This window comes from Roseburia sp. OM03-7AC (assembly GCF_003462625.1).
GTDB lineage: Bacteria > Bacillota > Clostridia > Lachnospirales > Lachnospiraceae > Roseburia_C > Roseburia_C amylophila.
Genome location: NZ_QTZJ01000005.1, coordinates 114,031 through 140,576, shown reverse-complemented (window position 1 = coordinate 140,576; position 26,546 = coordinate 114,031). Strand labels below are relative to the sequence as shown.

29 protein-coding genes and 1 tRNA gene are annotated in these 26,546 nt (G+C 41.7%); 24 read left to right on the top strand and 6 right to left on the bottom strand.

All coding sequences use genetic code 11. The features are described 5' to 3' along the window. Nucleotides 1-33 precede the first annotated feature (33 nt). Both DXB39_RS11000 and DXB39_RS10995 read right to left on the bottom strand, forming a co-directional pair. Nucleotides 34-113 (bottom strand) — tRNA-Leu (locus tag DXB39_RS11000). A 49-nt stretch (nucleotides 114-162) separates the two neighbouring features. Then, nucleotides 163-414: a kinase to dihydroxyacetone kinase gene (locus tag DXB39_RS10995; RefSeq protein ID WP_117841841.1), complete on the bottom strand. Its 252-nt coding sequence runs from the start codon at nucleotides 412-414 to the stop codon at nucleotides 163-165. Between the two features lie 259 nt (nucleotides 415-673). On the opposite strand from DXB39_RS10995, the gene dltA reads away from it, so the two are divergent. The 11 genes from dltA to DXB39_RS10940 all read left to right on the top strand — a co-directional run bounded on the left by dltA (nucleotide 674) and on the right by DXB39_RS10940 (nucleotide 10,557). Then, a complete protein-coding gene (gene dltA, locus DXB39_RS10990; protein ID WP_117841686.1) occupies nucleotides 674-2,212 on the top strand; it encodes a D-alanine--poly(phosphoribitol) ligase subunit DltA in 1,539 nt (512 codons plus the stop codon). Next, nucleotides 2,209-3,363, top strand: a complete 1,155-nt coding sequence (gene dltB / locus DXB39_RS10985) for a D-alanyl-lipoteichoic acid biosynthesis protein DltB (RefSeq protein ID WP_117841687.1) — start codon at nucleotides 2,209-2,211, stop codon at nucleotides 3,361-3,363. Before dltA ends, dltB begins: the two co-directional genes overlap by 4 nt. Nucleotides 3,364-3,449: 86 nt before the next feature. Beyond that, complete coding sequence (gene dltC, locus DXB39_RS10980) at nucleotides 3,450-3,689, top strand: D-alanine--poly(phosphoribitol) ligase subunit DltC (protein ID WP_022243461.1); 240 nt, start codon at nucleotides 3,450-3,452, stop codon at nucleotides 3,687-3,689. 2 nt (nucleotides 3,690-3,691) lie between these two features. Beyond that, nucleotides 3,692-4,888: a D-alanyl-lipoteichoic acid biosynthesis protein DltD gene (gene dltD, locus DXB39_RS10975; protein ID WP_117841688.1), complete on the top strand. Its 1,197-nt coding sequence runs from the start codon at nucleotides 3,692-3,694 to the stop codon at nucleotides 4,886-4,888. Then, nucleotides 4,857-5,006 carry a teichoic acid D-Ala incorporation-associated protein DltX gene (locus DXB39_RS10970; protein WP_117698525.1) on the top strand — a complete coding sequence of 50 codons (150 nt, stop codon included), beginning with the start codon at nucleotides 4,857-4,859 and terminating at the stop codon, nucleotides 5,004-5,006. Before dltD ends, DXB39_RS10970 begins: the two co-directional genes overlap by 32 nt. A gap of 214 nt (nucleotides 5,007-5,220) precedes the next feature. Continuing rightward, a complete protein-coding gene (locus DXB39_RS10965; protein ID WP_117698526.1) occupies nucleotides 5,221-6,372 on the top strand; it encodes an ABC transporter substrate-binding protein in 1,152 nt (383 codons plus the stop codon). 97 nt (nucleotides 6,373-6,469) lie between these two features. Next, nucleotides 6,470-7,345 (top strand): branched-chain amino acid ABC transporter permease, encoded by an 876-nt coding sequence (locus DXB39_RS10960; protein WP_022243458.1) that lies wholly within the window; start codon nucleotides 6,470-6,472, stop codon nucleotides 7,343-7,345. A 9-nt stretch (nucleotides 7,346-7,354) separates the two neighbouring features. Next, nucleotides 7,355-8,434: a branched-chain amino acid ABC transporter permease gene (locus DXB39_RS10955; protein ID WP_117841842.1), complete on the top strand. Its 1,080-nt coding sequence runs from the start codon at nucleotides 7,355-7,357 to the stop codon at nucleotides 8,432-8,434. Between the two features lies 1 nt (nucleotide 8,435). Continuing rightward, nucleotides 8,436-9,194 (top strand): ABC transporter ATP-binding protein, encoded by a 759-nt coding sequence (locus DXB39_RS10950; protein WP_022243456.1) that lies wholly within the window; start codon nucleotides 8,436-8,438, stop codon nucleotides 9,192-9,194. Nucleotides 9,195-9,207: 13 nt separating this feature from the next. Then, a complete protein-coding gene (locus tag DXB39_RS10945) occupies nucleotides 9,208-9,918 on the top strand; it encodes an ABC transporter ATP-binding protein (protein WP_117698529.1) in 711 nt (236 codons plus the stop codon). A 9-nt stretch (nucleotides 9,919-9,927) separates the two neighbouring features. Beyond that, nucleotides 9,928-10,557, top strand: coding sequence for a cytidylate kinase-like family protein (locus DXB39_RS10940; RefSeq protein ID WP_117841843.1), 630 nt, complete (start codon nucleotides 9,928-9,930; stop codon nucleotides 10,555-10,557). A 128-nt stretch (nucleotides 10,558-10,685) separates the two neighbouring features. On the opposite strand, the gene DXB39_RS10935 is transcribed toward DXB39_RS10940, so the two are convergent. Both DXB39_RS10935 and DXB39_RS10930 read right to left on the bottom strand, forming a co-directional pair. Next, nucleotides 10,686-11,336 carry a potassium channel family protein gene (locus DXB39_RS10935; protein WP_117698530.1) on the bottom strand — a complete coding sequence of 217 codons (651 nt, stop codon included), beginning with the start codon at nucleotides 11,334-11,336 and terminating at the stop codon, nucleotides 10,686-10,688. A gap of 33 nt (nucleotides 11,337-11,369) precedes the next feature. After that, on the bottom strand, nucleotides 11,370-12,713 hold the full coding sequence (locus DXB39_RS10930; protein WP_117841689.1) for a TrkH family potassium uptake protein: 1,344 nt from the start codon (nucleotides 12,711-12,713) through the stop codon (nucleotides 11,370-11,372). Nucleotides 12,714-13,009: 296 nt separating this feature from the next. Here DXB39_RS10930 and DXB39_RS10925 point away from each other — a divergent pair, with 296 nt between their 5' ends. Together DXB39_RS10925 and DXB39_RS10920 are read left to right on the top strand one after the other, a co-directional pair. Beyond that, nucleotides 13,010-13,537, top strand: coding sequence for a hypothetical protein (locus DXB39_RS10925; RefSeq protein ID WP_117841690.1), 528 nt, complete (start codon nucleotides 13,010-13,012; stop codon nucleotides 13,535-13,537). Between the two features lie 29 nt (nucleotides 13,538-13,566). Next, nucleotides 13,567-14,121, top strand: coding sequence for a DUF1653 domain-containing protein (locus tag DXB39_RS10920; RefSeq protein ID WP_117841691.1), 555 nt, complete (start codon nucleotides 13,567-13,569; stop codon nucleotides 14,119-14,121). On the opposite strand, the gene DXB39_RS10915 is transcribed toward DXB39_RS10920, so the two are convergent. Beyond that, complete coding sequence (locus DXB39_RS10915; protein ID WP_117698534.1) at nucleotides 14,114-14,569, bottom strand: CYTH domain-containing protein; 456 nt, start codon at nucleotides 14,567-14,569, stop codon at nucleotides 14,114-14,116. The genes DXB39_RS10920 and DXB39_RS10915 overlap by 8 nt on opposite strands. A 193-nt stretch (nucleotides 14,570-14,762) precedes the next feature. Here DXB39_RS10915 and DXB39_RS10910 point away from each other — a divergent pair, with 193 nt between their 5' ends. The 11 genes from DXB39_RS10910 (at nucleotide 14,763) to DXB39_RS14675 (ending at nucleotide 25,248) form a co-directional block, all read left to right on the top strand. Continuing rightward, nucleotides 14,763-15,314 (top strand): DJ-1 family glyoxalase III, encoded by a 552-nt coding sequence (locus tag DXB39_RS10910; protein ID WP_117841692.1) that lies wholly within the window; start codon nucleotides 14,763-14,765, stop codon nucleotides 15,312-15,314. A gap of 124 nt (nucleotides 15,315-15,438) precedes the next feature. Continuing rightward, on the top strand, nucleotides 15,439-15,654 hold the full coding sequence (locus DXB39_RS10905; protein WP_022243446.1) for an alpha/beta-type small acid-soluble spore protein: 216 nt from the start codon (nucleotides 15,439-15,441) through the stop codon (nucleotides 15,652-15,654). Nucleotides 15,655-15,899: 245 nt separating this feature from the next. Continuing rightward, a complete protein-coding gene (gene tig / locus DXB39_RS10900) occupies nucleotides 15,900-17,243 on the top strand; it encodes a trigger factor (protein WP_117841693.1) in 1,344 nt (447 codons plus the stop codon). Between the two features lie 115 nt (nucleotides 17,244-17,358). Further along, complete coding sequence (clpP, locus tag DXB39_RS10895; protein ID WP_022243444.1) at nucleotides 17,359-17,940, top strand: ATP-dependent Clp endopeptidase proteolytic subunit ClpP; 582 nt, start codon at nucleotides 17,359-17,361, stop codon at nucleotides 17,938-17,940. Nucleotides 17,941-18,069: 129 nt separating this feature from the next. After that, nucleotides 18,070-19,323 carry an ATP-dependent Clp protease ATP-binding subunit ClpX gene (gene clpX, locus DXB39_RS10890; protein WP_022243443.1) on the top strand — a complete coding sequence of 418 codons (1,254 nt, stop codon included), beginning with the start codon at nucleotides 18,070-18,072 and terminating at the stop codon, nucleotides 19,321-19,323. 16 nt (nucleotides 19,324-19,339) lie between these two features. Then, on the top strand, nucleotides 19,340-21,667 hold the full coding sequence (gene lon, locus DXB39_RS10885; RefSeq protein WP_117841694.1) for an endopeptidase La: 2,328 nt from the start codon (nucleotides 19,340-19,342) through the stop codon (nucleotides 21,665-21,667). A 14-nt stretch (nucleotides 21,668-21,681) separates the two neighbouring features. Next, the gene (gene yihA / locus DXB39_RS10880) at nucleotides 21,682-22,275 is read left to right on the top strand and encodes a ribosome biogenesis GTP-binding protein YihA/YsxC (RefSeq protein WP_022243441.1); all 594 of its coding nucleotides are present in this window, start codon (nucleotides 21,682-21,684) and stop codon (nucleotides 22,273-22,275) included. Further along, nucleotides 22,265-23,269: a metal ABC transporter substrate-binding protein gene (locus DXB39_RS10875; RefSeq protein WP_117841695.1), complete on the top strand. Its 1,005-nt coding sequence runs from the start codon at nucleotides 22,265-22,267 to the stop codon at nucleotides 23,267-23,269. The genes yihA and DXB39_RS10875 overlap by 11 nt, the downstream gene beginning before the upstream one ends. Further along, nucleotides 23,266-24,012: a metal ABC transporter ATP-binding protein gene (locus DXB39_RS10870; RefSeq protein WP_022243439.1), complete on the top strand. Its 747-nt coding sequence runs from the start codon at nucleotides 23,266-23,268 to the stop codon at nucleotides 24,010-24,012. The genes DXB39_RS10875 and DXB39_RS10870 overlap by 4 nt, the downstream gene beginning before the upstream one ends. Next, nucleotides 24,009-24,824, top strand: coding sequence for a metal ABC transporter permease (locus DXB39_RS10865; RefSeq protein ID WP_117841696.1), 816 nt, complete (start codon nucleotides 24,009-24,011; stop codon nucleotides 24,822-24,824). The genes DXB39_RS10870 and DXB39_RS10865 overlap by 4 nt, the downstream gene beginning before the upstream one ends. Continuing rightward, nucleotides 24,817-25,248 (top strand): hypothetical protein, encoded by a 432-nt coding sequence (locus DXB39_RS14675; protein ID WP_117841697.1) that lies wholly within the window; start codon nucleotides 24,817-24,819, stop codon nucleotides 25,246-25,248. Before DXB39_RS10865 ends, DXB39_RS14675 begins: the two co-directional genes overlap by 8 nt. Here DXB39_RS14675 and DXB39_RS10860 read toward each other — a convergent pair. Continuing rightward, the gene (locus tag DXB39_RS10860; protein WP_117841698.1) at nucleotides 25,154-26,473 is read right to left on the bottom strand and encodes a DNA polymerase Y family protein; all 1,320 of its coding nucleotides are present in this window, start codon (nucleotides 26,471-26,473) and stop codon (nucleotides 25,154-25,156) included. The two genes, DXB39_RS14675 and DXB39_RS10860, sit on opposite strands and share 95 nt — an antisense overlap. Nucleotides 26,474-26,546: the final 73 nt, after the last annotated feature.

The following is a 26,546-nucleotide window of genomic DNA, read 5'->3' as shown; positions in this document are numbered from 1 at the left end:
AGGAATTATCCTGAACCGTTTTTGTGGTTGGACTGCGGGCAACAGGACTTGAACCTGCACGGTCTCCCACTAGAACCTAAATCTAGCGCGTCTGCCAATTCCGCCATGCCCGCAAGACAAGAACTATAATAATATAGAAATATAGTTCATGTCAAGTGTAGATTAACCCTGAAGCCCCCGTGCCTGACGGTCCATATCCTCCACTACAATGTCATAGATTTCACCAAGACCTGCGCAGTATTCTAAGACCTTCCAAGGCTCGTTGGTGTGATAATGAATCTTAATCAGTTCTTCATCACCAACTGCCAGAAGGCAGTCTCCTTTGAAATTTTCAGTAAAGTAATCATTAATTGCATCCTCGTCAAGATTTTCCCCTTCAATTAAAAGCTGAGTGTCATATCTGAATTCTAACATCATCGAATCCTCTCTTTCTGTCTATTTCCCTTTTATCAGGAATAAATTTCAAACACAGTATAGCATAACGCAGTGGGAGAAGAAAGTATTTCATAAAGCAGTAGGACTTTGTTGAGACAGATTAACCAAGTAGAAAGTTTTAGATTTCTTTAAGAACTGCCTAAGCAAAGATTAATGTTCTTTAAGAATTCGTAACTGTGATATTCTTGTGATTTTATTGTGCTATAGTTGTCCCTAGAAAAAAGAAAAGAGGGATGATATGGATATTTTAAAGAACATCAGAGAAACTGCCCTGACACATCCGAAGCGGTGTGCAGTGCAAAGCAGAGAACAAAAGTTGACTTATGAGGAGTTAGAAGAATATTCCAACCGGCTTGCAGTATGGATTGTAAAGAACAGCCAGGACCGTAAGCGGCCGGTTATTGTATATGGACATAAGAACCCGTATATGGTGGTATGCTTCCTTGCCTGTGCCAAGGCAGGTAGAAGCTATGTGCCGCAGGATATCTGCATTCCGGTAAGCCGGGTGGATGAGACCGTATTAAGCGTAGAACCGGAACTGACCTTTGTGGTAGAAGGTGATTATCAGACAGAAATTGGAACAGAAATCGGAAAAGATGAGATAGAAGAAATCGTAAAACAGGAGACAAACGAGACCGATGTGCTGCAGCCTCTGACCAGAGATGAAGTATGGTATATCATATTTACTTCCGGAAGCACCGGAAAGCCTAAGGGCGTAGAGATTACAAGAGACTGCCTCAGCCATTATCTTGACTGGTCGGTGCAGTTAGGCAGCACCATGGAAGAAAAGGGCGGTGCCCATTTTATGAATCAGGCACCATTTTCTTTTGATTTATCGGTAATGGATTTATATACTTCCCTGGTTTGTGGCGGAACGCTTTATACCATGGATAAGAAGATGCAGAGTGACTATAGTGAGATGTTGGGCTTCTTAGAACAGTCAGAAATAGAAATCTGGGTATCCACACCGTCTTTTGCAGATATGTGTCTGGCAGACCGAAATTTCTGTGGGGAAAAGATCAAAGCCTTAAAACTTTTCTTATTCTGCGAGGAAGTGCTTACTACAGCTACGGTAGAGAAGTTAAAGGAACGTTTTCCAGAGGCAGTTATCATCAATACTTATGGTCCGACAGAATCTACGGTGGCAGTCACAGATGTGACTATAACAGAGAAGTTATTGCAGGAGACCATTGCCCGGGGCAAATCCCTTCCGGTAGGTCATGAAAAGCCAGGAACTTATATCGAAATCTGGGATAAAGCCGGAAAAGTGTTGCCGGAAGGAGAACAGGGCGAGATTGTTATTATCGGAGATACGGTAAGCTGTGGTTATTATATGAGAGCAGATTTGACAAAGAAGGCATTTTTCCATTGTATCCGTGATGGAAAAGCTTACCGGGGTTATAAGACCGGAGATGCCGGATATTTAAAAGGCGGGCAGCTTTATTATAATGGAAGAATTGATTTGCAGGTGAAGCTGCATGGATACCGCATTGAAATTGAAGATATTGAGAATAACATGGTAAGACTTCCTCAGATTGACCATGCTGTCGTAGTGCCGAATCTGGAAGAAGGAAAGGTAAAGAGCCTGACGGCATTTGTGACAGGAGCACAGATGGCAGGAAAGAAAGCATCTGAGATTTCAAGACAGGTAAAAAACGGTCTGAAGGAATTCCTTCCGGTTTATATGATTCCAAAGAAAATAAAATATATCGAAACCATGCCAATGAATAACCATGGCAAGGCAGACCGAAAATATCTTGGAGGTCTGGCAGAATGAGTTTTTACAGCGGAGCACCATTCTTTGGCACATTGATTCTGTTATTGCTTTTCGCATTGATTCTTGGCTGTATGGAAAGGAGCCTGCGCTGGTATAACCTTATCGTATCCGGTGTAATGGTTGTCTGCGTGTTAGGCGGAAATCTGACGGCGCTTGCGTATTTCGCAGGATACTTTCTGATTGAATGGATGCTGGTCAGAGGATATGAATGCATAAGAAAGAAATATGGAAGAAAGGCAGCATTTTATCGCAGTTTTGTGCTGCTTTCCATCCTTCCACTTGCATTATGTAAACTATGTGACCTTCCATGGTTAAAGGAGATGAATCTTTTTCAGTTTACCGGAATTTCTTACCTTACGTTCCGGGTGGTGCAGATTATCATTGAACTTTATGATGGCACCATAGAAGAGGTGAAAATCCTTGATTTTTCAGCATTTTTAATCTTCTTTCCAACCTTTAGCTGCGGACCCATTGACCGGAGCAGAAGATTCTTGGAGGATTATCATAATGTGCCGGGAAGAAGAGAATATCTTGAGCGGTTTGGAATTGGTTTACAGAAGCTTGTTTTAGGAGCAGCATATAAATTCGTATTTGCGGATTTCTTCTATCAGATTATGAATCAGTTCATGAACCGGACAGCAGGGAATATGGTTTGTTATGCATACAGCTATGGTTTTTATATGTTTTTTGATTTTGCGGGATACAGTCTGATGGCAGTGGGAACCGGCTATATGCTTGGCATCTGCGTACCGGATAACTTTAAGAAACCGTTTATCAGCCGGGATATGAAAGAATTCTGGGCAAGGTGGCATATTTCCCTGTCCGAGTGGTTTCGGGATTTTGTCTTTTCCAGATTTATGATGTTATCCATGCACAAAAAATGGTTTAAAAGCAGATTAAACGGTGCAGCAGCAGGCTTTCTTATCAATATGCTGGTGATGGGTGTGTGGCATGGTCTGACGGTGCATTATATTTTGTACGGACTCTATCATGGCATATTGCTGGCAGTTACGGAAATCTATCAGAAGAAGTCGAAGTTCTATAAGAAATATAAGAAGAAAACCTGGTATGCACTGGCATCATGGGGAATCACATTAAATCTGGTGATGTTTGGCTTCCTGATTTTCTCAGGACATTTTATTACAATTTAGGTTATCCCAGCTTATATATAGAAGAAAAATTTTAGATGCAGAATCATTTGCAAAGAAAAATAGAAAGAGAAAAAGGAGATTATAAGATGAAAGAAAAGATTTTGGATATTATTGAAAAAGTATGTGAGGATGACAGCATCCGGGAAGACCTTACGATGAATCTTTTTGCAGAGGATTTACTGGATTCCTTAAGTTTTGTAGAACTTCTGGTGGAACTTGAGGATAACCTTGGTGTTGTAATTTCACCATCGGAAGTAACAAGAGAGGATATGGATACACCGGAGAAAATTATCGCGCTGGTAGAAGCAAAAGCACAGGAGAAGTAAGCATGAAAACGATAAAAGCATTTGCAGTTTCGCTGCTGTTATGCGCACTTACGATAGTGGGACTGCATTTATACAGCGGCAGAGGTTTTTCGGCAGAGGGAAAAGCAGGCACCTGGGTCAGTGATGCAAAATCCCAAAGCGGCAGTACATTAAAGAAGATGGCAGCCGATGAAAATGCAGTGCTGATATTCGGCTCTTCGGAGCTGCGGCATGGACAGGGCAGTGGATTCCATGGAGATACGATTTTTGATGGCGCGGATATGGATCCCATTTATGTAGGAAAAGCAGGGTATCAGAGCCTGACCCATGCCATTACACTGGGTGCGGTGGGCAGTCAGGCAGCCAATAAGAAGGCAGTATTAATCGTTTCGCCCCAGTGGTTTAAAGAAAATGGAGTAAAATCCACGGCGTTTGAAGCTGCTTTTTCAGAAGAAGAATATATTGCATTGCTGGAAAATCCGGATATCAGTCAGGAAACCAAGGATTATATCAATGGCAGACTGCAAAATATCATGGCAGATAATGAAACCATGTCAGAAAGAGTAAAAAAGGACCGGGAATGGTATCAGCCGAAGGATGATAATACAGCAGAACAACTAGGCTGGCTGGAGCAGAAAAAAGCAGATTTTCATAAGATACTGTTGGAAGAAAAGAATAATTATAAAGTGATGGCAGAGGCACTGATGGATGGAATCAGCAATCATAGGAGCAAGGAAAGTGGTGCAAAGCTGTCACAGGCTACCTGGGAGCAGCTTCGAAAGGAAGCTGAAACAGAAGGACATAAGCTTTCGGATGGCAACGACTATGGCATGTTTGACAGTGTATATAAAGGAACGTACCAGACGCTGATTGCCAATGGAAAACATAAGAATCCGAAGTACACCTTAGATTCCATGGAATTTTCGGATTTGGAATGTTTTCTGTCAATTTGCAGGGAGGAGGGAATCGAGCCTTTGGTAGTAATCCTTCCCTTTAATGGATACTGGTATGATTATACGGAGCTGACGGCAGAAGAGCGGAGCACATTTTATGAAAAGATAAGATGCATAGCAGAAGATTATGGTGTGCAGTGTGCCGATTTAAGTGGAAATGAATATACGGAGTATTACTTTGAGGATAATTCCCATCCAGCATTGAAAGGACTGGTAGATTTAAATGAAGCGATTTATGAATTTTATCGGAAAGATAAGACAGAATGAGAAGGCAGTATTTCTTGGTAAAGTGATTTTCTTTTACCTGCTGCTGATGATTCTATGGATGCATTTTATGCTGGCAAAGGATTCTGCAGCACCGGCGTTTATTTATGAGCAGTTTTAAACTATACCGGTTTGGAATGCGATATATAACCTATGGTTATATATTAAAATAAATCAACCTAGTAAAATCAATGCACCTTTAGCACTTTAACGCGGCAAAGCATATGAAAAACCTAGAAAAATCAAGGAGTAGCAGGGAAAATGAGTATTGCTTTTCAAATTTTCATGTAGTAAGATAAGGCACATGAAACCTAGGAGTTAAAGGAGGAACTATTATGAAGAAAAAAATAGTCAGTGTAATACTGGTCGCAGCGATGGCAGTTGGATGCCTTGCAGGTTGTGGCTCAAAAGAAGCAAAAAATGAAGATGCATTCTATATCGGAGGAATTGGACCGGTTACCGGTGATGCAGCAATTTACGGAACAGCCGTTCAGAACGGTGCACAGATTGCTGTCGATGAGATTAATGAAGCCGGTGGAATTAACGGTCATCAGATTGAATATAATTTCCAGGATGATCAGGGAGACCCTGAAAAAGCAGCAAACGCATACAACACCTTAAAAGACTGGGGTATGCAGGTATTAATGGGAACTGTTACAACAGGTCCTTGTGTATCTGTGGCAGATTTAACTGCAGCAGATAATATGTTCCAGATTACACCATCTGCATCATCTACAGATGTAATCAAGAACGACAATGTATTCCAGGTATGCTTTACAGACCCTGCACAGGGAACAAAATCCGCACAGTATATTGGTGAGAATAACCTTGCCAAGAAAGTGGCAATTATTTACAATAGTTCAGATATCTATTCATCAGGTATCGAAGCAAAATTCGTAGAAGAAGCAGCAAACCAGAACTTTGAGGTAGTTGCAGAAGAAGCATTTACTGCAGATTCCAAGACAGATTTTTCTACACAGTTACAGAAAGCAAAAGATGCAGAAGCAGATTTGGTATTCCTTCCAATCTACTATACAGAAGCATCTATTATCTTAACCCAGGCAGATTCTATGGGATATGCACCGACATTCTTCGGATGCGACGGTATGGACGGAATCTTAGGTGTTAAGAACTTTGATACTTCTTTAGCAGAAGGACTTATGTTATTAACACCGTTTGCAGCAGATTCGAAAGATGAAAAAACTGCAAACTTCGTTTCTAAATATGAAGAGAAATATAAAGATACACCAAACCAGTTTGCAGCGGATGCTTATGATGCAATTTATGCAATCAAAGCAGCATTGGAAGAAGCAAATGCAACACCGGATATGAGTGCTTCTGATATTTGTGATTTATTGAAAGACGCAATTACAAAAGTCAACATTGATGGTGCAACAGGTAGCGGAATGACATGGTCAGCAACTGGTGAAGTAAACAAAGATCCTAAAGCGGTTGTAATTCAGAATGGTGAATACGTAGGAATGTAATGTATTTTATCAGATAAGCCAAAGAGGGGTTGCCAATGGCAGCCCCTTTTATGTATTATAGAGGTATATATTCTAAGAGAAAGCAAGAGGTGTTGTTATGAGATTCATAACGTATTTAATCAACGGTATCAGCCTTGGCAGCATCTATGCAATCATTGCACTGGGTTACACCATGGTGTATGGAATTGCTAAGATGCTGAATTTTGCCCATGGTGATGTTATCATGATTGGCTGCTATGTCGTATTTATGACAATGAGCGGCATGAACATGAACCCGCTTTTGAGCGTAATCCTTGCAGTTGTAGTCTGCACTGTGCTTGGCGTGATAATTGAAAAAGTGGCATATAAGCCTTTGCGTAAGGCATCTCCACTGGCAGTATTGATTACCGCAATTGGTGTCAGCTATTTGCTGCAGAATATTGCATTACTGATATTTGGCGCAGATACCAAATCCTTTAGTTCTGTGGTTCCATTGCAGAATATCAAGATTGGCGGAATTACCATAACCGGTGTTACGGTAGTGGCAGTCCTGGCATGTATTGTTATCATGATTGGCCTGATGATTTTTATTAAAAAGACAAAAGCAGGACAGGCAATGCTGGCAGTATCCGAGGATAAGGATGCAGCACAGCTTATGGGGGTAAATGTAAACGGGACAATTTCACTTACTTTCGCAATTGGTTCCGGACTTGCAGCAATTGCAGGTGTGTTATTGTGTTCAGCATATCCGACACTGACTCCATATACCGGATCTATGCCTGGTATTAAAGCATTTACTGCAGCTGTATTTGGTGGAATCGGTTCCATTCCGGGAGCATTTATCGGAGGAATTCTTCTTGGTATTATCGAAATCTTAGGAAAAGCTTATATTTCTTCACAGCTTTCCGATGCTATCGTTTTTGCCGTATTGATTATCGTGTTATTGGTTAAGCCTACCGGTATTCTTGGTAAGCCAATCCATGAGAAAGTGTAGGTGGCAGAAATGAGTAAAATGAATTTAAAAACAATGAAGAAGACAACAAAGAGTAATTTGATTACATATGCTATGGTAATCGTCATTTTTGCCGTAGTACAGATTCTGGTAGCAACTGGAAGCATGTCCAGTCTGATGCAGGGACTTTTGGTACCACTTTGTACTTATTCTATCGTTGCAATCGGATTGAACCTCTGTGTAGGCTATCTGGGTGAATTAAGTCTTGGTCATGCAGGCTTTATGTGTGTCGGCGCATTTTCCAGTGCTTTCTTTACCCGATGCATGGAAAATTCACCGATGAATCCAACCCTGCGTTTTATCATCGCTTTATTAATCGGAACTGCTGTTGCAGCATTCTTTGGATTCTTAATCGGAATTCCGGTACTTCGTTTAAGAGGCGATTACCTTGCAATCGTAACCCTGGCATTTGGAGAGATTATCAAGAATGTCATCAATGTTCTTTATGTAGGCAAAGATGAAAACGGTCTGCATTTTGCAATCAATGACAGCAAGTCTCTTAATATGTCGGGAACCGGAGAAATGATTATCGATGGTGCAAAGGGAATCACCGGAACACCAAGACAGTCTACTTTCTTAATCGGTGTTATTTTGATTCTGGTTGCATTGTTTGTAGTATTTAATCTGGTTAATTCCAGAAGCGGCCGTGCCATCATGGCAATCCGTGATAACCGTATTGCAGCAGAATCCGTTGGCATTAATATTACAAAGTTTAAACTGATGGCATTTACCATTTCTGCAGCAATCGCGGGAGCAGGCGGAGTGCTTTATGCACATAACCTTTCCAGCCTGATTGCCCAGCCGGCAAACTTTGGATACAATATGTCCATCATGATTCTGGTATTTGTCGTACTCGGTGGAATGGGAAGCTTCCGTGGTTCCATTATTGCAGCCGTAGTACTGACCATGCTTCCGGAAGTATTGCGTGGACTGCGTGATTACCGTATGCTGATTTATGCGGTAGTTCTGATTGCAATGATGCTCTTTAACTGGGCACCGGCAGCAATTACCTGGAGACAGACACATTCTTTGAAGAATTTATTTGCAAAGAAAACGAAGGAGGTACAATAAGATGGCAATGTTAGAAGTAAAGAATCTTGGAATTTCCTTCGGTGGACTCCGGGCGGTAGATGGATTTGAAATGCAGATTGAAAAAGGTCAGTTATACGGACTGATTGGACCGAACGGTGCAGGTAAAACAACCGTATTTAATATGCTTACCGGTGTATACAAACCGGATGATGGAAGCATTGTACTGGATGGAAAAGATATTACCGGAAAGAAAACCATAGATATTAATAAAGCCGGAATTGCAAGAACCTTCCAGAATATCCGCCTTTTTAAAGACCAGTCCGTGCTGGATAATGTAAAAGTCGGACTGCATAATCATCATACTTATTCTACTTTAACCGGAATTCTAAGACTTCCGAAGTATTTTAAAGTAGAAGCAGAGATGAATGAAAAGGCAATGGAGCTGTTAAAGGTATTTGGTCTTGAGGATGAAGCAGATTATCTGGCATCCAATCTTCCGTATGGTAAACAGCGTAAACTGGAGATTGCAAGAGCACTGGCAACTGAACCAAAACTTCTGCTTTTAGATGAGCCGGCAGCCGGCATGAACCCAAATGAAACCAAAGAATTAATGGATACCATCCGCTTTGTAAGGGATGAATTTGATATGACCATTCTTCTGATTGAACATGATATGAAACTGGTATCCGGTATCTGTGAGAAACTGACTGTATTGAACTTCGGCCAGGTACTGGCAAGCGGAAATACCAGTGACGTATTGAATAATCCACAGGTTATCAAGGCATATCTGGGCGAATAGGAGGGATGATAAAATGGCAATGCTTGAAATAAAAGATTTGGAAGTATATTACGGCGTGATTCAGGCAATTAAAGGGATTTCCTTTGATGTCAATGAAGGAGAAGTCATTGCATTAATCGGAGCCAATGGTGCAGGTAAGACAACTACACTGCAGACAATCACCGGGATGCTCAGTGCCAAAAAGGGAAGCATTCTTTTTGAAGGAACAGATATCACCAAGGTTCCGGGACACAAGATTGTATCCATGGGAATGGCACATGTTCCGGAAGGAAGACGTGTATTTGCAGAGCTTTCTGTATATGAGAACTTAAAGCTGGGTGCATATACCAGAAAAGATAAGCAGGAAATTGCAGAGTCTTTAGAGCGTGTATACAAGAGCTTTCCAAGATTAAAGGAACGTAAGAATCAGCTGGCTGGAACCTTAAGTGGTGGCGAACAGCAGATGCTTGCCATGGGCCGGGCGTTGATGAGTAAGCCGAGGATCATCCTTATGGATGAGCCGTCCATGGGATTGTCTCCAATCTTTGTAGAAGAGATTTTTAACATTATCAAAGAAATATCTGCATCCGGTACAACTGTTCTACTGGTAGAACAGAATGCAAAGAAAGCATTATCGATTGCAGACCGTGCATATGTACTGGAAACAGGTAAAATTGTATTGAGCGGTGATGCCAAAGAGCTTATGAATAATGAGTCTATTAAAAAGGCATATTTAGGAGAGTAGGTGTTAAATATGAAACATACGGTAATAACCATTGCAAGAAGTTATGGAAGCGGCGGAAGAACGCTGGGTAAGAAGCTGGCAGAAGAACTTGGAATTCATTGCTATGACCGTGAGTTAATAAGAATGGCTTCTGATGAAAGCGGAATCAATGAGGCATTGTTTGGAGAGGCAGATGAGAAACTGCGTAAGATGCCACTGTTTCGTATTGCGAAGAAAGCATATCATGGGGAAGTGCTTCCACCGGATAGTGATGAGTTTGTATCCAACGACAATCTCTTTAACTATCAGGCGAAAATTATCCGTGAGGTAGCCAAAGAAGAGTCCTGTATTATTATCGGACGTTGTGCGGATTATGTTTTAAAAGATTGTGATTATGTAAAGAGTCTGTTTTTCTACGCACCGCGTAAGGACTGCATTGAACGTGTCATGCAGCAGAATGGTGGAACTAAGAAGGATATTGAAAAGAAGATAGACACCATTGATAAGTATCGCGCAGATTATTACAAATACTATACCGGCAGGGAGTGGAACGATGCCAGAAATTACGATTTCTGTCTGGACACTACATCCTTAAGTTATGAGAAGCTGGTACAGGTTGTAAAAGCATATTTAGAAATCAGTGAGGCAGAGGAGCCTTAGGAACAATATTGTAGCAGAATATGAGAAAGAAGAGGTATCTGATGATTCGGGCATCGGATACCTCTTCTTTCAATGCTTATGCGGGTAGTGGGAAAACGCTGGACTTGTAAAGCATGTTTTCTGTAGTTTTACAGTTTCTTTAAAATTTTATCGATGTCATTTCTGTGGCCTAATATCATCAGATGGTCCGTGTCTTTAAAAATATAATTGGCATCCGGCAGCAGGCTCATGACACCATCTGTTTTAATACCGATGATATTGGCATGATAGCAGGCACGGAAATTTAGATCCTTAATACTCTTTCCAATCCATTCTGGTAATGGCGGAATCTCATAAATGGAGAAGCCACCGCCTAATTCAAAGTAGTCAAAGACCTGGTCGGCAGAGAAACGGACTGCAGTTTTTTCAGCGATATCCCGGTCAGGGTAGATAACTTCGTCAGCACCGTTCCGCAGCAGAAATTTGGCATGAATATCACGGTTTGCTTTGCTGACGACATATCTGGCACCCATTTCCTTAAGCAGGCTTGTAATCTCTAAGCTGCTCTGGAAATTACTTCCGATACAGACAAAGCAGACGTCAAAATTGCCAACACCTAAAGTGGCAAGTACTTTTTCATTGGTGCAGTCGCCAATTTTTGCACTGGTGACAAAAGAGAGAACATCTTCCATTACGGCTTCATTCTCGTCCACAACCATAATCTCATTATCCAGTTTGGATAAGTCTTTGCAAAGGTGAGTGCCAAATCGGCCCAGTCCAATAATTAAAAATGATTTCATAGAATCCTCCTAGTATAATCAAGATATTTGATATTAACCGACATTGATTTTTTCTACCGGCTGCATCACATGCGCAATCCTTTTCTTATCCGTAAATGATAAGGCAAAGGAAAGGCTTCCCAGTCGTCCTAAATACATTAACAGAATTAGAATGATATGACAGCTGGTACTAAGGCTGCTTGTAATACCGGTTGACATTCCGACAGTGTCAAGAGCTGAAAATGCTTCAAAAGCCACATCAATGACTGGATAACCGGAAATAGCAGTAATTGCCAGTGTGGCGCTGAGTGCCAGCGTCAATTGGAACATAAGGACGACGACTGATTTGGTGATAACAGATTCTTCCAGTCTGCGTCCGAAAATATTTGTTCCGGTAGTACGGGTTAAGGTGGAACGTACGGATAACAATAGAACAAATATGGTTGTAACCTTTACACCGCCGGCGGTAGAACCCGGGGCACCACCGATAAACATAAATACAATAGAAAGAAATTTACTGCTTTCGCTTAACGCACCATTATCAACAGCGTTAAAACCGGCAGTTCGTGGGGTAACAGTACAGAAGAAAGAATTCAAAAGCTGTTCTCCGAAACTCATACCGGCAAATAAGCGGTTATGCTCAAAAAGATAAAAGAGCAGCGTGCCGCCAAAGAGGCAGACTGCAGTAGCACTTAAAACCATTTTGGTCTGCAGAGCATAGTGGTGGCAATGCAGCCCGTGTTCCCTAAGGTCATTCCATACAAAGAAACCGATACCACCAATCAGGATCAGGGCACTGATGGTAAGAATTACTACAGGATCATTGTAGAATCTGGTAATGGATGAAAATGGACTGTAACGCCCCATTAAATCGAATCCTGCATTACAAAAAGCTGAAATAGAATGGAAGATACCATAATAGATGGCATGTAAAACATCCATGTCTTTCAGAAAACGCAGTGTAAGAATGAATGCACCTGACATTTCAAAAAGAAATGTGCCTCCGATGACACGGCGGACAAGCCGCACGACACCGCCGATTTCAAGGGTGTTTAAACTTTCTTTAATAAGACCACGCTGTTTCAGCCCGATTTTCTTGCGTAACATCAAAGAAACAGTAATACCAATGGTGATAAAACCAAGACCACCAATCTGAATCAGAACTAATAAAACAAGCTGTCCGAAAATGCTCCAGTGGGTAAAGGTGTCAACCAGAACCAGTCCGGTTACACAGGTAGCACTGGTTGAGGTGAAAAGGGCAGTTATAAATGGAGTCCATTCACCATTCCGGCTGGAAACCGGAAGCATCAGAAGTATGGTTCCGATAAAGATGAGCAATAGAAAACCAAGCGCTATCATCTGTGTACCGGACATACGTTTTTCAAATTTCCCAAACATAATAAAATTCCTATTCCTGATTTAAATAATTTTCGATAACTCTTATTTATCTATTATAGTAATTCTACTCCGTTTTGTCCATTGCCAAATGGAGAAAGGTAGTGTCCTTTGCAGGCTTTATCTGCATCCGTACTCGACAGACAGTCCTGTGATTGTGTCAAAGCAACGAAAAGACAGTCTGACAGCAAGAAAAAATTATAGAATGAGTTGTTGTCTTAGCTGGTTTGTTTGAGTATAATAAAGTAATAGGATAAACTTGAAAAGAAAAACTCGGAAAGAAAAAGGAAGGTTTTTATATGGGACTTTTTGTTGTATTTATCATTATTATCATATATGTTGCTTTGTCCCAGAGTGTAAAGCAAAGCAATAATCAAAACAGGCGTGGAAATAATCCGGCTATGGGGCGGCCGCCACAGCAGATATATCGTCCACAGATGAACCAGCCGCAGCGTACATATCAGCAGGTGCCAAACCAGCAGCATACATATCAGCAGACCATGAACCAGCCACAACGGGCATATCAGCAGGCACCAGTCCAGCCGCATCCCATGTATCAGCAGGCACCTGATCCGCAGATGAACAGACAGCAGGCACAGCAGCAGTTAAAGAACCGGCTGGCGGAAAAATATCAGTCTGCAGCGGCAGAGGAAATGTCTGCCATGGAAGTAATAGAACCGATGGAATTTACTTATGATATTCCACAAAGTGATAATATGAAGAAAGTGCAGGAGCTGATGGTAACTGGCTTCAGCGGCAATCTGAATTTTGAAAGAGATTTTGTGGCAGAAGGAATTGAAATGTTAAACCGTTTTGAATTACAGTAAAGAGCATAGATAAGTGGAGGATGACAGCAATGGAAGACAGAAGACCGGCAACCGGGGAGATTTACAGACATTTTAAAGGAAAATTATATCAGATTGTAGCCATAGCAACACACAGCGAAACAAGAGAAGAACTGGTGATTTATCAGGCACTTTACGGAGCTTATAAAGTATATGCAAGACCGCTTGCCATGTTTGTAAGCGAAGTTGATCATGAGAAATATCCGGCAGCAGAGCAGAAATACAGATTTGAAAAAGTAAAACTGCAGGAAGAAGCAACTCCACAGGAAGCGGTAAAGGTTAGTCAGGAGACAACACAGCCGCAGGCAACAGCCCAGCCGCAGGAAACTTCAGAATCCGAAGAACAGGCGAATCCGTTCCTGCTGCGTTTCTTAGATGCAGATACTTATGAGGAGAAATATAAGATTTTAAATGAGATGGAAAATGATATTACAGACCGTCTGATTAATGATTTTTCCGTAGTATTGGATGTGGTGATTCCGGAAGGAGATTTAACCGGCCGTTATATACAGTTAAAGCAGTGCGTGGCAACCATGTGCCGTTATGAGACTACCCGCCTTAGGTAGGCAGTCCCACACGACTCAAAGTGCTGTTGTGATAATCAGAGGAGAAGGTGACATCTTTCCCAAACCACTTCGGTGGAAGGAAGGATTCAGCTTCTTCTTTTGTTTCAAATTCCACTTCGGCTAATTTTAACGGAGCAAGGTCTCCTTCGAAAATATCAAGCTCAATGGTCAGCCTGCCAGTCAATGGAATCAGATAGCGCTTCTTGGAAATGATAATACCATCTGCTTTTTGAATCAGATGCCGGTAAGCCTCTTCATTCAGAGGAAGATTATATTCTTCCCGCACCATAAGACCGGAGCCTTTGTAAGTAAGAATATATTTGTCATTGGAGCGGCGCACCCGCACTACAGGGTCCGTATTGAGATACCCCTGCTCAATGACTTTGCAGGAATAGTCTTTTAAATCAAAAGGAATCTCATCAATTAAATATTTACGTTCAATTTCCATAATAGCCTCCATATAGTCAGGAAAATAATGATACATTTATTGTAAAATATTTTAAAATCCACTGCAACCATGGAATTGAAAAAGCGCAGTAACCATGCTAACATAAGAGACAGCATTGAAAAATTTCGTGTTAGAAAATTTAATATCAGAAAATGTAATATCAGAAGAGAATAGAAAACAGGAGGAAGATAACATGAAGAAAATCGGAATTTTTATGGCGGATGGCTGTGAAGAGATTGAAGGACTTACCGTAGTGGATGTGGTACGCAGAGCAGGAATTGCGATTGATATGATTTCCATTACCGGAAAGAAAGAAGTGGCAGGAGCCCACGGAATTACGTTTGCAGCAGATGTACTGGCAGAGGAAGCTGATTTTGACAGCTATGATGGAATTGTACTGCCGGGCGGAATGCCTGGAACCTTAAATCTCGGAAAGCATGAAATTGTAAAGAAAGTGATTACATCTTATGCTGCAGGCGGCAAACTTACTGCAGCAATCTGTGCTGCACCAAGCGTATTGGGTGAGAATGGAATATTAGAGGGTAAACATGCAGTCAGCTATCCGGGTTTTGAAGAAAAGCTTCTTGGAGCCAGGGTCGGAGCAGAAAAAGTTGCAGTAGATGGCAACATCGTTACCAGCCGGGGCATGGGAACAGCCATTGAATTTGCCATGGCTATTGTAAAGTGGCTGGATCCACAGGCAGATATTGATGCGATGGAAGCAAATATCATGTATTTTAAATAAAAATAACCAGAACTTACCAACATAATTTATTCTCTGGAAGCCATACTAAAAACAGGATAAGCAACTAACAAAAGCTTATCTGAAAATAGATAACAAAGAGAAGAAACTATGGAGGTAGAAACAAATGAGCGGAACAAACAGTTCTAATTCAAGTAACCAGATGGCAGTGCCACAGGCAAAAGAGGCAATGCACCGTTTTAAACAGGAGGTTGCATCTGAAATCGGAGTACCTTTAAAAGAGGGATACAACGGTGACCTGACATCCAGACAGGCTGGCTCTATCGGTGGAGAAATGGTTAAGAAAATGATCATGAGACAGGAAGAGCAGATGTCTAAATAAGAAGAAAGACAAAAAGCCTTCGGGAAAAGCGCGAAAGTGCATTTCCCGGGGGCTTTTTACATGACTGTCACCAATTGAAATCTTGTACCGAAAAAAAAGCTAGTAATTTTACAAACGGTGTGTTATAATCTCTAAATGACTGTTAGTAGCTCTAAGTATGCCTATTTTTAGGGGAGCAGTCGTAAGATAAGAAAATATTTGTACATGTATATTTTATATATAGTTATAAGGAGGAAGAAACAAGAATGAGTGTACAGGTTGAAAATTTAGAGAAAAATATGGTAAAGCTTACAATTGAAGTGGCAGAAGATAAAGTGGCAGAGGCTTTGAAAGCTGCATACAATAAGCAGAAAAACAAAATCAGCATCCCTGGATTCCGTAAAGGAAAAGTTCCAATGGCTATGGTAGAGAAAATGTATGGTCCGGAAATCTTCTATGAAGATGCTGCAAATATCATGATGCAGGAAGCTTATCCGGCAGCAATCGATGAGAGCGGTGTAGATATCGTTTCCCAGCCAACTGTTGATGTGGTTCAGTTAGAAAAAGGAAAACCATTCATCTTCACAGCAGAAGTTGCAAAGAGACCAGAAGTTAAACTTGGCAAATATAATGGTGTAACTGTAACAAAGATTGACACATCCGTATCTGATGAAGAAGTTGCAGAAGCATTAGAGAGAGAAAGAAATAACAATGCAAGAACTGTAACTGTAACAGACAGACCTGTTGCAGAAGGTGATACAGCAGTTATCGACTACGAAGGATTCGTAGACGGTGTCGCATTTGAAGGTGGAAAAGGAGAGAATCATCCATTAGAGATCGGTTCCCATTCCTTCATCGATACATTTGAAGATCAGTTAGTAGGAAAGAACACTGGCGATGAGGTAGAAGTAAACGTTACATTCCCGAAGGAATATCATGCAGAAGACTTAGCTGGAAAACCAGCAGTATTCAAAGTTAAGATTAACGAGATTAAGACAAAAGAACTTCCAGAGTTAAACGATGAGTTCGCATCTGATGTTTCTGAATTCGAAACTTTAGAAGAATACAAAGAGAGCGTGAAGAAGAACTTAGAAGAGACCAAAGAGAACAATGCAAAACGTACCAAAGAGGATGAAGCAATCAAGAAGATTATCGAAAAATCTGAGATGGAAATCCCGGATGCAATGATTGAATCCCAGGTACAGAATATGATTCAGGAATTCGCTCAGAGACTTGCCCAGCAGGGATTAAGCTTTGACCAGTATATGCAGTTCTCTGGAATGACTATGGACAAGATGAAAGAGCAGGTTCGTCCGGAAGCATTAACAAGAATCCAGAGCAGCTTAGTATTAGAACAGATTGCAAAAGAAGAAAACTTCGAGATTACAGAAGATGATGTAAATGCTGAAATCGAGAAGATGGCAAAAGCATACGGAATGGAAGCGGATAAGCTCAAAGAGTATGTTGGCGATGACGAGAAAGAATCCATGAAACGTGATATTGCAATTGAAAAAGCAGTTCAGTTCATCATGGACAATGTAAAAGAAAGAGCAAAAGCTAAGACTAAAAAAGAAAAAGAAGCAGAAGCAGCAGCTAACGCAGAAGCATAAGAGAAGCACGTAAAGAGACAGACTGACTTGGAATCAGGTCGGTCTGTTTTACGCAAACCACTTGAACCAGAGATAAAGTTGCAGCAGAATGTATGGTAGAAATGGAGGTTATCATATGAGTTTAGTACCTTATGTCATTGAACAGACCAGCAGAGGAGAGCGTAGTTACGACATATACTCCAGATTATTAAAGGATAGAATTATTTTCCTTGGTGAAGAGGTAAATGAGACCACAGCCAGTCTGGTAGTGGCACAGCTTTTATTCTTAGAGTCCGAAGATCCGGGAAAAGACATTCAGTTATACATCAATTCTCCGGGTGGAATTGTAACAGGCGGATTGGCAATTTATGATACCATGCAGTATATCAAATGTGATGTATCTACAATTTGTATCGGACTTGCAGCCAGCATGGGTGCATTCCTGTTGTCCGGTGGAACAAAAGGAAAGAGATTTGCATTACCAAATGCAGAGATTATGATACATCAGCCTTCCGGTGGAGCAAAAGGACAGGCAACTGAGATTCAGATTGCAGCAGAGAATATCTTAAAGACCAAGAAACGTTTGAACGAGATTTTAGCTGCAAATACCGGAAAGCCATATGATGTAATTGCCGCAGATACAGAGCGTGACTATTATATGTCCGCAGAAGAGGCAAAGGAGTATGGCCTGATTGACGGTGTAATTACAGCAAGATAAGAGAAATAAGAAAGAGGCTGTCTCTGGGCGGATTATCCGAAGCACATATGCGGAATTCGACTACGGGCAGCCTTTACCTTTTTTACGAAGGATTTAGAAAAGATAAATGGAAATAATCGAGGTGGAAAGATGGCAGGAAGAAATAGCGAGGACAAAATCAGATGTTCCTTTTGCGGAAAATCACAGGATCAGGTACGCAAGCTGATTGCAGGACCAAACGGTGCATATATCTGTGATGAATGCGTGGACATTTGTGCAGAAATCATAGAGGAGGAATTCGAAGATGAGGAGATTTCCGGAAAAGGAAAGGAAGATTTAGAAGAAATCAACCTGATTAAACCGGAAGAGATGAAGAAATTTTTAGATGAATATGTAATCGGTCAGGACGAAGCCAAAAAAGTCCTCTCTGTAGCCGTATATAATCACTATAAAAGAATTACTTCTGATGTAGATATGAATGATGTGGAATTGCAGAAGAGTAACATTCTGATGTTAGGACCGACCGGTTCCGGTAAGACCCTTCTGGCACAGACACTGGCAAGAGTCTTAAATGTACCGTTTGCCATTGCAGATGCCACCACATTAACAGAAGCAGGCTATGTCGGTGAAGACGTAGAGAATATCCTTCTGAAACTGATTCAGGCAGCAGATTACAATATCGAGCGCGCCCAGTGCGGTATTATTTACATCGATGAGATTGATAAGATTACGAAGAAATCCGAAAATGTATCCATTACCAGAGATGTGTCCGGTGAAGGTGTACAGCAGGCATTATTAAAAATCTTAGAGGGAACTGTGGCTTCCGTTCCACCACAGGGTGGAAGAAAGCATCCACAGCAGGAATTAATCCAGATTGATACTACGAATATTTTATTTATCTGTGGTGGAGCATTTGATGGATTAGAGAAGATTATCGAGCAGCGTATGGATCAGAAATCCATCGGCTTTAACGCAGATATTGCAGACCGTACCGAGCGTAATCTGAGCGAAGTCTTAAAGCAGGTACTGCCGGGAGATTTTATTAAATTCGGTCTGATTCCGGAGTTTATCGGACGTGTTCCGGTAAATGTATCCTTAGAGCAGCTGGATAAGGAAGCGTTAATCCGTATCTTAAAGGAGCCGAAGAATTCCCTGATTAAGCAGTATAAGAAGCTGTTTGAAATTGACGGCGTAGAGCTGGAATTTGAAGATGATGCAGTAGAAGCAATTGCAGAGAAATCCTTAGCCCGTAAGACCGGTGCCCGTGGACTTCGTGCAATTATGGAAGATACCATGATGGATTTAATGTATCAGATCCCTTCTGATGAGAGTATTGTAAAATGCACCATTACAAAAGAAACGGTAGAAGACAAGAAAGCGGAGATAGAATATCATAACGCATAAATAAGAGGAGAAAAAGATGAGCAGGACAGTAATTCATTTACCGGCAGTTGCACTTCGTGGAATGACCATTCTGCCGGGAATGGTGGCTCATTTTGATATTAGCAGGGACCGTTCCATTCATGCCATAGAAGAGACGATGGTTGGAGACCAGAAAATATTCCTGATTACACAGCAGGATGCTTCCGTAGAGGAGCCGGCCAGGGATGATTTATATCAGATTGGTGTTATTGCTGAAGTAAAGCAGGTAATAAAGATGCCAAATGAAATCGTGCGTGTTTTGGTAGAAGGATTGGAAAGAGGCGAGTTAGCCTCTTTTCTGTCACAGGAGAAGTATCTGATGGCAGAGGTCATCCTTTTTGATGAAAAAACGGCAGAAGAGGAAGAACTGATGCCGGAAGCGAAGGAAGCAATGCTTCGCTGTATCAGGGAAACCGTACTGAAATATCAAAAAGCCAATGGACATATGAGCAAAGAATTCTTACGTCAGGTAGAAGAACAGCAGGACGTTGGAACTTTGATGCAGCAGGTTGCATACAATCTGCCGCTTTATTATACCCAGAAACAGAAAATCTTAGAGGCAGTAGATCTCACTTCCCAGTATGAGACTTTAATGGCAATTCTGCTGAATGAAGTAGAAGTTATTTCCCTGAAAAATGAATTTCAGGCGAAGGTGAAAGAACGCGTGGATAAGAATCAGAAGGAATATCTTTTGCGGGAACAGATGAAACTGATTCGGGAAGAACTAGGTGAGGATAATACACAGTCAGATGCGGAACACTTTTTAGAGGAAGTAAAGAAACTGAAGGCAGATAAGACGGTTAAAGAGAGAATTAAAAAAGAGATTGAGCGTTTTAAGAATATTGCATCCAGTTCTTCGGAAAGTGCAGTCAGCAGAGGCTATATTGAGACATTACTGGAACTGCCATGGAATAAGGCTTCTAAGGATAATAAAGATTTAGCTAATGCAGAGAAAATTTTAGACGAAGACCACTACGGACTGGAAAAAGTAAAAGAGCGTATGCTGGAATTCTTAGCAGTCCGGAATCTGACTCATAAAGGAGAAAGTCCAATTATCTGTCTGGTGGGACCTCCTGGAACCGGCAAGACAAGCATTGCCCGTTCTGTGGCAAAAGCATTGAATAAAAAGTATGTCAGAATCTGTCTCGGCGGTGTCCGTGATGAGGCAGAGATTCGTGGACACAGAAAGACCTATGTGGGGGCAATGCCGGGCAGAATTATCAATGGTTTAAAGAGTGCCGGAGTAAAGAACCCGCTGATGCTTTTAGATGAGATTGATAAAGTAAGCAGTGATTATAAGGGAGATACATCTTCTGCACTGCTGGAAGTATTGGATAATGAGCAGAACAGCCATTTCAGGGACCACTATGTGGAGCTTCCGGTAGATTTGTCTGAGGTATTGTTTATTGCGACAGCCAATTCCGTGCAGACAATACCAAGACCTCTGTTAGACCGTATGGAGCTGATTGAGGTAAGCAGTTATACGGAAAATGAAAAGGCTCACATTGCAAAAGAGCATCTTATAGCAAAGCAGATTGAGAAAAATGGCTTAAAGGAATCAGAGCTTGCATTCCAGAATGGTGCAATTGAGCAGCTGATTCGCAGCTATACAAGAGAAGCCGGTGTGCGTAACTTAGAACGCAAAATCGGTGAAATCTGCAGAAAAGCAGCAAGAGAGATTTACGAGGGCAAGAAAAAGAAAGTTACTATAAGCACAAAGAACTTAGAACATTATCTTGGCAAAGAGAAATATACCTTTGATAAGAAGAATGAGAAGGACGAGGTTGGTATTGTCCGGGGACTGGCATGGACCAGTGTCGGTGGTGATACATTAGAAATCGAAGTAAATGTAATGTCGGGAAAAGGTGAATTTAAACTGACAGGACAGCTTGGCGATGTCATGAAAGAGTCTGCACAGGCTGGAATCAGTTATATCCGTTCTGTCAGTGAGCAGTATCAGATACCGGACGATTTCTTTACCAGACATGATATACATATCCACATTCCGGAAGGAGCCGTACCAAAGGATGGACCGTCCGCCGGTGTTACCATGGCAACCGCAATGCTTTCTGCCATTACCGGGAAAAAGGTGCGTGCTGATGTTGCCATGACAGGAGAGATTACCCTCCGCGGCAGAGTGCTTCCGATTGGTGGATTAAAAGAGAAAACATTAGCAGCGAAAAATGCCGGTATCCGGACAGTCTGTGTGCCGGGAAAAAATGAAAAAGATATTGAGGAACTCTCAGCAGAGATTAAAAAGGATTTAGAAATTGTCTATGCAGATACCATCGAAGATATCTTAAAGGTTGCTTTTGTAAAAGAGTAGTAAAGGAGCAGAAAATGGTTATAAAAGAAGTAAACTTGGAAACGGTGTGTGGTGTTACCAGTAAGCTTCCGGAGAATACATTGCCGGAGGTGGCATTTGCAGGAAAATCCAATGTTGGAAAGTCATCATTAATTAATGCACTGATGAACCGGAAATCCCTTGCAAGAACCTCTGCACAGCCGGGAAAGACACAGACCATTAATTTCTATAATATCAATGATGCCATGTATCTGGTGGATTTGCCGGGATATGGTTATGCGAAAGTAGCAGAGAGTGAGAAAGCAAAATGGGGTAAAATGATTGAAAATTATCTGCATACCTCAAAGCAGCTGCGCCGGGTATTCTTATTAATTGATATCAGGCATGACCCGTCTGCCAATGATAAACTGATGTATGACTGGATTATCCATCAGGGCTTTGATCCGGTTATTGTGGCAACCAAGCTGGACAAGCTGAAGAGAAGCCAGGTGCCAAAATGTATCAAGGCAGTAAAAGAAGGTCTGAAAGTAAAACCTGGGACGGTAATTGTTCCGTTTTCTGCAGTAACCAAGCAGGGCAGGGAAGAAATCTGGCAGATTATGGATGAGGCTGTTGGCTATGAAGAATAAATATGTATTTGTAACGGTTCTTCTGCTGGTACTTTTATTGACTGGTGCAGGACTGACACAATTATATGTAAAAGAAGAGACAAAACAGCAGGATAGTGAACTTACGGTAGTAACATCCTTTTATCCGATGTATATTGCAGCAATGAATGTCATCGGAGACACTCCGGGTGTGGATTTGCAGAATCTCAGTGAGCCGCAGACCGGCTGCCTTCACGATTACCAGCTGACTCCGGCAGACATGAAGCTCCTTTCCGGTGCAGATGTGTTTATTGTAAATGGTGGCGGAATCGAATCTTTTTTATCGGATGTGGCAGCAGATTATAAGAATCTTTCCATTGTAAATGCCTGCGAGGGACTTAATCTTTTGTCCGAAGAGGATGAAGGAGAGGAACATGCTCACGGAGATGCCCATGAAGATGCTGCAGAGGAGCATATCCACGGAGATACCGAGGATACTCATGAAGATGGGCACAATCACGGAGATGTGAATGCCCATGCATGGATGAGCATTGCGTTATATAAACAGCAGGTGGAAAATATTTTAGAAGGTCTTTGCAGGATAGATCCGAAGCATCAGGATGCCTATGAAAGCAATGCAAAGGAGTATCTGGCAAAGCTTGAGGATTTAGAGAGAGAGCAGCAGTCCTTAAAGGAAGAATTAGCAGGAAAGCATATTGTTATTTTCCATGAAGCCTATGCCTATGTGGCAGAGGACTACGATATGGAGATTTCCTATACCATGGATTTGGATGAGGAGCGTCAGGTCAGTGCCGGTGAAGTGGCAGATGTGATGGGAGCCATTGAAAAGAATGATATATCAGTGGTGCTGGCAGAAGAACTCTATGGCAAAGATATGGGAGATACGGTAGAACGGGAGACCGATGCGAAAGTATGTTATCTTGATACCTTAACCCGCGGGGAGTATGAAAAGGACAGCTATCTTGATGCAATGAGACATAATATGGAACTGCTGAAGGAGGCTTTTGCAGAATGAGAAAAATAGTAAAACCATGTGGACTGCATTGTATCCGGATTAACCATCTGGGTGTTACTATTGGAGAACAGCAGATATTGTCAGATGTGAATCTGCATATTCATTGTGGAACACTGACGGTACTGATTGGTCGGAACGGAGCAGGAAAATCAACTCTGATCCGGGCTATTTTAAATGACATTCCACACACGGGAAGCATTGAATTTAAGGACCGGGAAAATGGTCATATCCAGAAGCTTAAGATTGGTTATGTACCACAGAATCTAAATATCGAGAAATCCACTCCGGTCAGTGTCTATGATATGATTGCAAGCTATCAGTCCAACCGGCCGGTATTTTTATATAAGAGCAAAAAGCTATATCAGGAAATCAAAGAAAGCTTAAAAATGTTTGAAGCCGAGCATTTGATTGACAAGCAGGTATGTAATCTTTCCGGTGGGGAATTACAGCGTGTACTTCTTTCCATGGCAGTGATGGATGAACCGAATCTGCTGCTTTTGGATGAGCCGGTGTCTGGTATTGACCAGAATGGTATGGAGTTATTTTACCGGAATATCGAATATCTGAAGGAAAATTTTGACCTGGCAGTTTTACTGATTTCCCATGACCTTGATTATGTAAGAAAATATGCAGACCATGTGGTTCTCATAGATGGCAAAGTGCTGACCCAGGGAACACCGAAGGAAGTCTATGACAGTGATGCTTTTAAACAGGTATTTACAGATATGGAGGTGCGGGGATGATAGAATTTTTTACCGCGTGGTGGTCTTATGGATTTATGCGGAATGCATTTATCGCAATCCTGATTATCACACCATTGTTTGGAATCCTTGGAACCATGATTGTAAATAACAAAATGGCATTTTTCTCAGATGCATTAGGTCATTCTGCATTGACGGGAATTGCTCTTGGCGTTGTGATGGGAGTTGCAGATACGACCTTATCCATGATTATTTTTGCAGTAATTTTTGCATTATTACTAAACTATATCAGCAGTAAAGCATCGGCATCCAGAGATACGATTATCTCCGTTTTTTCTTCAGCGTGTATTGCTGTGGGACTGGCCATCTTATCGAAAGGTGGCAATTTCAGCAAATATTCCAGCCTTTTGGTAGGTGATGTTTTAAGCATCTCTAAAAAGGAAATTATTTATCTGATTCTGATTTTTGCAGCAACACTGATTTTCTGGGGCATGGCATTTAATAAGTTAAATGCAGTAAGCCTGCACCGGGCACTGGCAAAGAGCCGGGGAATCCGGGTGAAGCTGATAGAAAATATTTTTGCAATTTTTATTGCATTAATTGTAATGCTTTCCATTAAATGGATTGGAATTTTGATCATCAATGCACTGCTGATTCTTCCGGCAGCAGCAAGCCGGAATATTTCGGTCAACATGCGGGAATATCATTTATTTTCTGTTATCTTTTCCTTGTTTTCGGGATTGCTCGGCTTGCTGATTTCCTATTTTACCAATGTTGCAACAGGTCCGATGATTGTGATTGTAGCAGCCATCATTTATTTTGCAACTTATGTATACGGAAGGAGAAATGCATGATGAGAACCACGAAAAGAGGAAGAAAAGGCGCACTTTTACTTACCTTTCTTCTGGCAGGAAGTTTACTGCAATCCGCTATGAGAATGAAAGTAAGAGTTACATTATAGATAAAGGGGCATTTCAGCTGCCTTATGGTGAGGATACGACGGTGCAGGCACAGCTTGACGACTGGATTGCACAAGAGGACGGAAGTTATCTTGTAACGGCCTCCCTCTTAACCTATAGTGATGCAGAGGGAAGCAGTAACAGAACCTTCCAGTTTATATTAAACGATAATGGATATAAGGATGAACTTCCGGATCCATTATTCTACTATACAATCTCAAACATCAGTCCGATGGATGATTCTTTTTCGGATCTGACTCAGGAGACGGAAGAAAACTCCCACGGACAAGAGCCTTCGACCCAAAACGTTTCCGAATAGAATCAATGGCTGCATCCAGTTGTTTTTGCTTATTGGCAGAAGGCATCTGGGTGCAGCTTTTTTTATTGCCATCTGGGAGTGGACTGCCGGAAGCTGTACTTTCTGTGGAAATCAAGGCAGATGCCGATGAATCGGCTGCATAATCAAAAATAGAAAGCTGCACCGGTGCATCTTCAGGAAGCAGACGGCTGGTACGGATGCCAAGGAGTCGGACAGGTTCACTATTCCAGAGCTGCTGGAAAAGGGAAACGGCAGTTTTATAAATGGCATCTGTAGTATTTGTGGCTGAGAGGAGACTGCACTGGTGGGAAGTATTGGTAAAATCATGGTAGCGGATTTCTACCGTGATACTCTGGGCTAACATTTTTTCTTTCCGGAGGCGCATGGATACAGATTCGGAAAGAGAGAGCAGAACCTTTTTTGCATCTGCTAAGGTGCGGGCGTCCTCCTTTAAAGTGGTGGAATTGCCAATCCCCTTGGCTTCCCGCTTGGTAGAATGCACATGGTCATCTCCGATTCCATTGGCATATTCCCACATCAGTGTGCCGTGGCTTTTGAATTCCTGCCGGAGGTAATCCGGGTCAGTGGCTGCAAGTTCTCCGATAGTACGGATGCCAAGTGCTTTCAACCGGGCAGCACTGGAATGCCCTACCATGTAGAGATTATCCACCGGAAGCGGCCACATTTTTTTTGCAATTTCATCCGGAAAAAGAGTGTGAATCCGATCCGGCTTGGTAAAATCGCTTGCCATCTTCGCCAGAAGCTTATTTGGAGCAATTCCAATATTAACGGTAAAACCAAATCGTGATTTAATATTTGCAGAAATGATTTTGGCTGCTGCAAGAGGAGATTCATACCGGTGGGCAATGGGCGTAAAGTCAAGAAAACATTCATCTATGGAAAGCTGCTCGATATCATCGGTGTAGGTATGTAGCAGTTCCATAAGTGCATGGCTTTTTCTCTGGTACATGGCATGATCCGGCGGAACCAGCATAAGGGTAGGACATTTACGTAAAGCATTGGCAACCGGTTCGCCGGTGACAATCTTATAGGCTTTGGCAGGCACAGACTTGGCAAGAACCACACCGTGTCTTGTAGCAGAGTCACCGCCAATAATTGCCGGTATAGTGCGGATATCTAAAGTTTCACCATGCTCTAGGCGGTCAACAGCACTCCAGCTTAAAAAAGCAGAATTGACATCAATATGAAAGATAATCCGGTGCATAATGCTCCTCCTTTACCGTATTATGGAATTGCCGGCTGTTTACGGGCTTAATACCTTGAATACCTATATTATA